Annotated in this window: 9 protein-coding genes; 6 read left to right on the forward strand and 3 right to left on the reverse strand. The window is 63.1% G+C overall.

All coding sequences use genetic code 11. The features are described from left to right. Positions 1-43 precede the first annotated feature (43 nt). Positions 44-439 (reverse strand): helix-turn-helix domain-containing protein, encoded by a 396-nt coding sequence (locus VF515_21820; protein HEX7410268.1) that lies wholly within the window; start codon positions 437-439, stop codon positions 44-46. Beyond that, complete coding sequence (locus VF515_21825; protein ID HEX7410269.1) at positions 439-741, reverse strand: type II toxin-antitoxin system HigB family toxin; 303 nt, start codon at positions 739-741, stop codon at positions 439-441. The genes VF515_21820 and VF515_21825 overlap by 1 nt, the downstream gene beginning before the upstream one ends. A gap of 257 nt (positions 742-998) precedes the next feature. Here VF515_21825 and VF515_21830 point away from each other — a divergent pair, with 257 nt between their 5' ends. From VF515_21830 to VF515_21850, 5 genes are all read left to right on the forward strand, one after another. Continuing rightward, complete coding sequence (locus VF515_21830) at positions 999-1205, forward strand: hypothetical protein (protein HEX7410270.1); 207 nt, start codon at positions 999-1001, stop codon at positions 1203-1205. A 93-nt stretch (positions 1206-1298) separates the two neighbouring features. After that, positions 1299-1544, forward strand: coding sequence for a hypothetical protein (locus tag VF515_21835; GenBank protein HEX7410271.1), 246 nt, complete (start codon positions 1299-1301; stop codon positions 1542-1544). Then, the gene (locus tag VF515_21840; protein HEX7410272.1) at positions 1531-1896 is read left to right on the forward strand and encodes a type II toxin-antitoxin system PemK/MazF family toxin; all 366 of its coding nucleotides are present in this window, start codon (positions 1531-1533) and stop codon (positions 1894-1896) included. Before VF515_21835 ends, VF515_21840 begins: the two co-directional genes overlap by 14 nt. Before the next feature lie 20 nt (positions 1897-1916). Then, the gene (locus tag VF515_21845) at positions 1917-2102 is read left to right on the forward strand and encodes a hypothetical protein (protein ID HEX7410273.1); all 186 of its coding nucleotides are present in this window, start codon (positions 1917-1919) and stop codon (positions 2100-2102) included. 397 nt (positions 2103-2499) lie between these two features. Then, the gene (locus VF515_21850) at positions 2500-2943 is read left to right on the forward strand and encodes a putative toxin-antitoxin system toxin component, PIN family (GenBank protein ID HEX7410274.1); all 444 of its coding nucleotides are present in this window, start codon (positions 2500-2502) and stop codon (positions 2941-2943) included. A 1095-nt stretch (positions 2944-4038) separates the two neighbouring features. Here VF515_21850 and VF515_21855 read toward each other — a convergent pair. Beyond that, complete coding sequence (locus tag VF515_21855; protein ID HEX7410275.1) at positions 4039-4308, reverse strand: hypothetical protein; 270 nt, start codon at positions 4306-4308, stop codon at positions 4039-4041. A 126-nt stretch (positions 4309-4434) separates the two neighbouring features. Between VF515_21855 and VF515_21860 the strand changes: the two genes are divergently transcribed. Beyond that, positions 4435-5781: a hypothetical protein gene (locus VF515_21860; GenBank protein HEX7410276.1), complete on the forward strand. Its 1347-nt coding sequence runs from the start codon at positions 4435-4437 to the stop codon at positions 5779-5781. Positions 5782-5911 lie beyond the last annotated feature (130 nt).

The following is a 5911-nucleotide window of genomic DNA, read 5'->3' on the forward strand; positions in this document are numbered from 1 at the left end:
CCTCTCAAGGAAGAGGGACTATGCCCTGCGCCAATCGCCACCATCACGCCGCCGTCCGGCGGGCGCGGCGGCGAGTCGATCGCACCGTGGGTTTGATGAGCGATTCGGCTGGTATGTCGAGGCCGCGATGTAAGCGACGAATCATGTCGATCGTGAGGGGCCGCTTACGGTTCAGCACCTCGGACACCCGATTCCGGCCCCCGAGCAGCGCTTCCAGCTCCCGGCGCGACACGCCCCGTTGCTCCATTCGCACCTTGATCGCATCGATCGGGTCGGGCGGGTCGATGCTCCAATGCGCGCGCTCGTAGGCCTCGACGAGCGTGACGAGCACGTCGAGGCGGTCGCCCCGCGGTGTGTCCGGCGCCGCATCCATGAGCCGGTCGATCTCGGCCAGGGCCGCCGTGTATGCCGCTTCATTCTTGATTGGTGTTACCTTCATCACACTGTCTCCGCATCGATCTCATCATACTGCGCGTGCGTTCCGACGAACCGGACGTAGACCACACGGTATGGGTAGTTGATCTGTACGACAAGGCGATACCTGTTCCCGCAGATATTGAACACGACCCGGCTTCTCTTGAGAATGCTCGCGTCTCCGTAATGGCGCTTGACATCGGCCGGGTTGGTCCAGTTTGCTCGACTCACCTGTGCGTGCCAGTCCTCCAGGGCGCGCTTCGCGTCGCCGTAGCGCCGATCGCTCTCCCAGAAGAGCCGGAGCGTACGCTTCGCAATGATCCGCACGCCGGAATGGTACAACATTCCCAATTTGGGAACAAGCTCGATTCTCGGAGGCGTGGTCACGGAGCGCGCTGGTTGATCTGGGCAGGGACCTGCCAGCCAGGCAGCATCACCTTCGACCCGATCTCGGCCGAAGCCGCGAACCAGGATTTCGACGCAATCTTGATCGGTGACTGCAATGACAGCTGGCCGAGTGAGGGGTCGCCGACACCAGCGGCGGGAGGCTGATCTCAACCGGCGAGTATCGCCATACCGTTCTCGTGCCCCCATCCACATGCGTCGGCGACTGCGACGGCAACGGCTCGGTTACTGTCGATGAGATCCTCACGATGGTGAACATCGTGCTCGGCGACGCACCGCTCCTCAACTGCGAGGCCGCCGATGCCAATCACGACGGTCAGGTGACCGTCGACAAGATCTTCACGGCTGTAAACAATGCGCTGAATGGATGCGTGCAAAGTCCGTGAGGGGTGAGGCGGAAGGCGTGAGGGGCCAGCGCTTAGCCTAGATGAACCCGTTGACCGTTGGCGCACCAGCAGGCAAGGGGCTACACTGCACCCATGACCCACACCGACGTTCTTGCGGAGCTGAAGAAACTGAGCGCGACGGAGCGCCTCAGAGTTGCGGAGGAGGCCCTGCAACTCGTTCGGCAGGAACTGGAACTTGTACAGTCAGTCGAGGCACGCTCGGGGCAGAGGCAGCAGCTCGCTGCCGCGGCGGCGGCGCTTCGGGAGGACTACTCGGCCGCCGGGGAGCTGACGGCTTTCACGGCGCTCGATGGCGAGGACGTCCGTGCGTCGGGGTGAGGTGTGGCTCATCAATCTCGATCCGACGGTTGGTGCTGAGATCAAGAAAACCCGCCCCGCCGTCATCGTGAACGACGACGCCGTTGGGGCCCTGCCGCTCCGAGTCATTGTGCCGCTTACAGAATGGAAAGAGCGCTTCGCAGTGGCGCCGTGGCTGGTCCGGGTTGAACCCGACGCGGAAAACGCTCTCGAAAAGGCATCGGCGGCTGACGCCTTCCAAGTGCGATCGGTATCGCAGCAACGATTCGTGCGGCTGCTCGGGAAACTGTCTGAACCCGCAATGCAGGCCATCACCCGGGCGCTCGCAACCGTGCTGAACATCGCTTCAACTACGGCATCGACACCAGCGTGAACGACCGCTGGCCTGCAAGGATGTCTCCGACTGCCGTTGCGCTCATCTGGCGTCGTAAAATCTTCACGACGGTGAACATCGCTCTCGGCAACGCCCCGCTCCTCGACTGCGAGGCCGCCGATGCGAGTCACGACGGCCGGGTCACCGTCGATGAGATCCTCATGGCGGTGAACAATGCGCTGAATGGATGCGTTCAGAGGCCGTGAGGGGTGAGGGGGCATTGAGAAACCGCGACCGCGGCTCAGGAGCCAGGACTAACCGGCCACGATCTCCGCGCCTCAGTCGGTCGCATGGAAGCGTCGGGGCCAGGCAAGCCAACCGAAACCGCTCGGGCACGGTGCGAGCAAAACCGCGCTCAGACTTGTGTGCTAGAGTGGAACGAGTTACATGGAGCGCCGATGGCCACAGAGCCGAATGCCGTGCGGGAACTGAGCGCCCGATTCAAAGCGTTACCGCCTACGGATCAGCTTCGTCTGCTGCGGAAAGTGTTGACGCCGCGGTTGCGGCTGCGTCTGGCGGTGGAGCGCCTGTGGCAGAGAACGGGTGACCGCGACCCTCGCCTGATTGCCGGCGCCGTGAGCGCTGCCCGCCGGGATGCACAGCGTGAGCACGCGAAAAAGCGGTCCGCGGGCTGTTCTCGACAGTAACATCCTTGCACGATTCCTGCTGACGCCGCGTGGTTTCAGCGGGCAACTGCTCCGCACACTCGAGGCCGGTGGCTTCACATTGGTGACATGCGAGGCCATCCTCACCGAAGTGACTGACGTGCTGGGGCGCCCGCACGTGCAGCGGTATGGGCCGTACCCCCCGCACGAGATCGTGGAAGCCGTGGACGCGCTTCGAGGGGTCGCCGAAGTTGTTCCCGGCCGGTACGAGGTGTTCATCGTGGCGGAGGATCCGAAAGACAATCCCGTCCTGGCGTGCGCCCTCGAAGGCCATGCGGACTTTGTTGTCACCGATGACCGCAAGCATCTTCTTCCACTCAAGCACTACCACGGCATCCAGATCGTATCGATGCCGTTGTTCCTACGCACCTTGGGTGCGTAGTGAGGACCGCGGTGATTAGTTAGGATCGATGAGATTCTCGCAGCCGTGAACAATGCGTTGAGCGGCTGCCCCGTTCACATCAGCGGGGCGATTCGCTATTACACGTCCACAGTACGCCAACATGGCGGCCCTCTCCCAGGGGGGACTGTCGATTGTCGCCCAGCGGGCACCCCTCGATACGCCGCCAGCCCCTCGATACGCGGCCAAGAGAAGGCCGCAACTCGGGATGATCGGGAAGGACGGCGGCTACTCTCGGGGCGAGCGGTTCCATGTTGAATTCAAAGGGTTTTCCCGTTCACCCCGAGTAGGCCCCATTCCCTCAGGGGCCGTATCGAGGGGCCACCCACGTTTATCGACAGTCCCTTGGTAAGGAGGGGAACCTCGACGAACGGTTCATTGGTAGAGATCCAACCGGCGAGATGCCGGGTTGGAGTATCGATGAACGTAATCACTTCGGAAGGAAGATACCGCTCACGCTGAGCCGCCCTCTTTCCCGATCATCCCGAGTTGCGGCCTTCCTCTGGCCGCGTATCGAGGGATTGGCGGCGTATCGAAGCGTGCCTCCGACCGATAGGTTCATTGGTAGCCCTTCGACTGCGCTCAGGACATGCTTGTCGAAGGGTCTGTCCGCCATGACGCCAAGGTGTCTTCGGTGCAGGGGCGGGTCGGCTCCCGTCCCGATAGGTGCATCACATTAGCACGCCAAAACCCCGTAAGTTTACGGAGTTTTGCTGACATTGGTCATCTCTTTGCATGATTCATACGGCCGCTGTGACGATATTGCTTTACATTATAAGGCGCAGTGAAATATGGGAAACTTACTCGAGGGGGCACCGTGAGGGAGGAAATCGGAAGCGTCGGATTGAATGTCCGGGCCGCTCACGGCTGGCGCGGATTTTTCACTCACTCACTCACTCACTCGCTCACTCACTCACTCACAGAACCTCTAAAAGCGGTTCGGTCATTTGCCGAGCCTGGCGCTGCCACGATCAGCCGCGCCGTGGCGGGGTGTGGTCGTTCCGCGCACGCAAGGCGGCGGGTGTGGCCTTTGTTTGTGGCCCTTGCCGCGCTTCAGGGAGCCTTACGCATTTACCACTACTCGTCGTTGACGACGCTGGCGGCCAGGCGGGCCAGCGCGGCGAGCCGCCGTGTCCCTTCGGGTCGGCGCCGGTACCCGGCCACATATGCCGCCTCAAGAACTCGTGTCGTGCGTTTCTCCGGGCGTCGGAGGCGCTCCTGCGCGGCGCGGCTTTCCAACTCCGCCAACGCCACCCGCACCACGCGCTGTCGGGAGCGCAGGCCCAATCGTTCGGCCAACTGGGCGATCTTGCGTTCATCCGCTGCGGTTACGGCGATAGCTCCCATGCTGTCCTCACGCTGGAGGCAGCATACCGCCCGCACGGTGGCCGGTGCAAGCGTGGCCAGCGCCGGTGTGGGAGAGATCCACACTCCACGAGCACGAGTCACGATGAAGAGGACCGGAGGAAAAGCATGTTGCGCCTGAAGACGATGCTGAGAGCGGCACTCAAGCCCGGCCAACGCACCGCGACTAGAATCCTGGCAGTTCTGACCAGCTGTGCCTTGGCTCTGTCGCTACAACCGCAGACCGCGAACGGGCAAGCCGCCACGCCGACGGCCGCAGCGGCGCCCACCGCCACCGCAGCGGTCAAGGCGGAAGGAAAGACGATCGAAAAGAGCGACTACGTGGCCAAGAACTTCTGGCTGGCAACCGGTGCGGTGATCCTCAATCCATTCACGCTTGAGGCCTGTACCAGCAACAACGCCCTGTGCGATTTGAATCCTACCGCGAAGAAGCGCTTCCGGCTGAAAACCGGACAGACGACTGCAAACGCCTTCTTCGAGGCCGGATACCGGCGGCGCTGGGCGTGGCAGGACCGGCTCTCTGCTGCGGACCAGCTTGCAACAGACGCAGCAGTGGCGGGGAAGGGGGAGCGAGAGGCTGCGAAGACCCGGCTCGACAACGCCCAAGAGCTGGTCACAGTGGAGCTGACAAGAGCTCTCAGAACAACCGGCACCACTGGGGCCGAAAACGTGCCGGCGGCTGCCCGGAACGAACTCAGCGCCGCGCAGATAGAGGTTGCCGGTTTGAAGGTAGCTGCACAGAAGGCGGCCGAGGACGCACAACAGAATGCGGCCCCGGAACTGAAGCAGATGGGGGGCCGAGGCAGCGTCAAGTACCTCTGCGAGATCGCGGGAGACGAGGGGGTCCTGCCGATCGACCTCGATGTGCGCGGCGGCTTCGTGTTCGCCAACGGCACGTCCGGTGGCGCCGCAATCGTTGGCGGGTCGGATTTCTACGTGGCCGCCACGCCGGCCCTGAACCTGGTCCGCTGGTACTGGCAGAGCTACGGCACGGAGACCCCGACGCGAGGCGCGCTGAGCCTGGAGCTTTCCGGCGCCCTGAGCACTGATAGCGCGGGGACCGATACGCACGGCCGCTACTTTCTCGGCCTGTCCACCGCCCTGGGTATCCCCTTCCGTCTGGCGGGTACTGCGGCGCAGCCCAAAGAGAAGAACGATTCCGCCCCGTCTGCGGAGCCGATCACCGAGTTCATCATCCGGGCTGGGGCGGCGAATGTCGAGACCCCAAGCTTCCTCAACGACGACACCCGCCAGGTGGCGGTGCAGAACGAGGTGCCGGCGTTCCGCAGCCACTGGGGCTTGGGTGTCGACTTCGAGCTGAACGTCCCGATCACCGAGAAACTCGGGTACTTGATGGCCCGCGCGCAGATCAATAGTGGCTTTAATCCGGACCCGTGGGCGTTGCAGCTGGGCTACACCATCCCGCTGTCGTCGTTGCTCGCAGCGGCCAAGTAGTGAGTCGGCCTGACTGCAGGAACAACCGGTGACAAGAGCCAAATGGAGGAAGCGATGAAAGCAGCTTCGCTGTCGAGAGAGCCGCAATCTGTGTCGATCACCCGCGCTGCCCGAGCGGGCGCAATGCAGG

The sequence above is a fragment of the Candidatus Binatia bacterium genome (assembly GCA_036382395.1).
Classification (GTDB): Bacteria; Desulfobacterota; Binatia; order HRBIN30; family HRBIN30; genus JAGDMS01.

Bases quoted from the DNA above. Each gene is read 5' to 3' on its own strand.
- VF515_21820 (HEX7410268.1), bottom strand. From the start codon at position 439: ATGAAGGTAACACCAATCAAGAATGAAGCGGCATACACGGCGGCCCTG.
- VF515_21835 (HEX7410271.1), top strand. From the start codon at position 1,299: ATGACCCACACCGACGTTCTTGCGGAGCTGAAGAAACTGAGCGCGACG.
- VF515_21845 (HEX7410273.1), top strand. From the start codon at position 1,917: ATGTCTCCGACTGCCGTTGCGCTCATCTGGCGTCGTAAAATCTTCACG.
- VF515_21855 (HEX7410275.1), bottom strand. From the start codon at position 4,308: ATGGGAGCTATCGCCGTAACCGCAGCGGATGAACGCAAGATCGCCCAG.
- VF515_21860 (HEX7410276.1), top strand. From the start codon at position 4,435: ATGTTGCGCCTGAAGACGATGCTGAGAGCGGCACTCAAGCCCGGCCAA.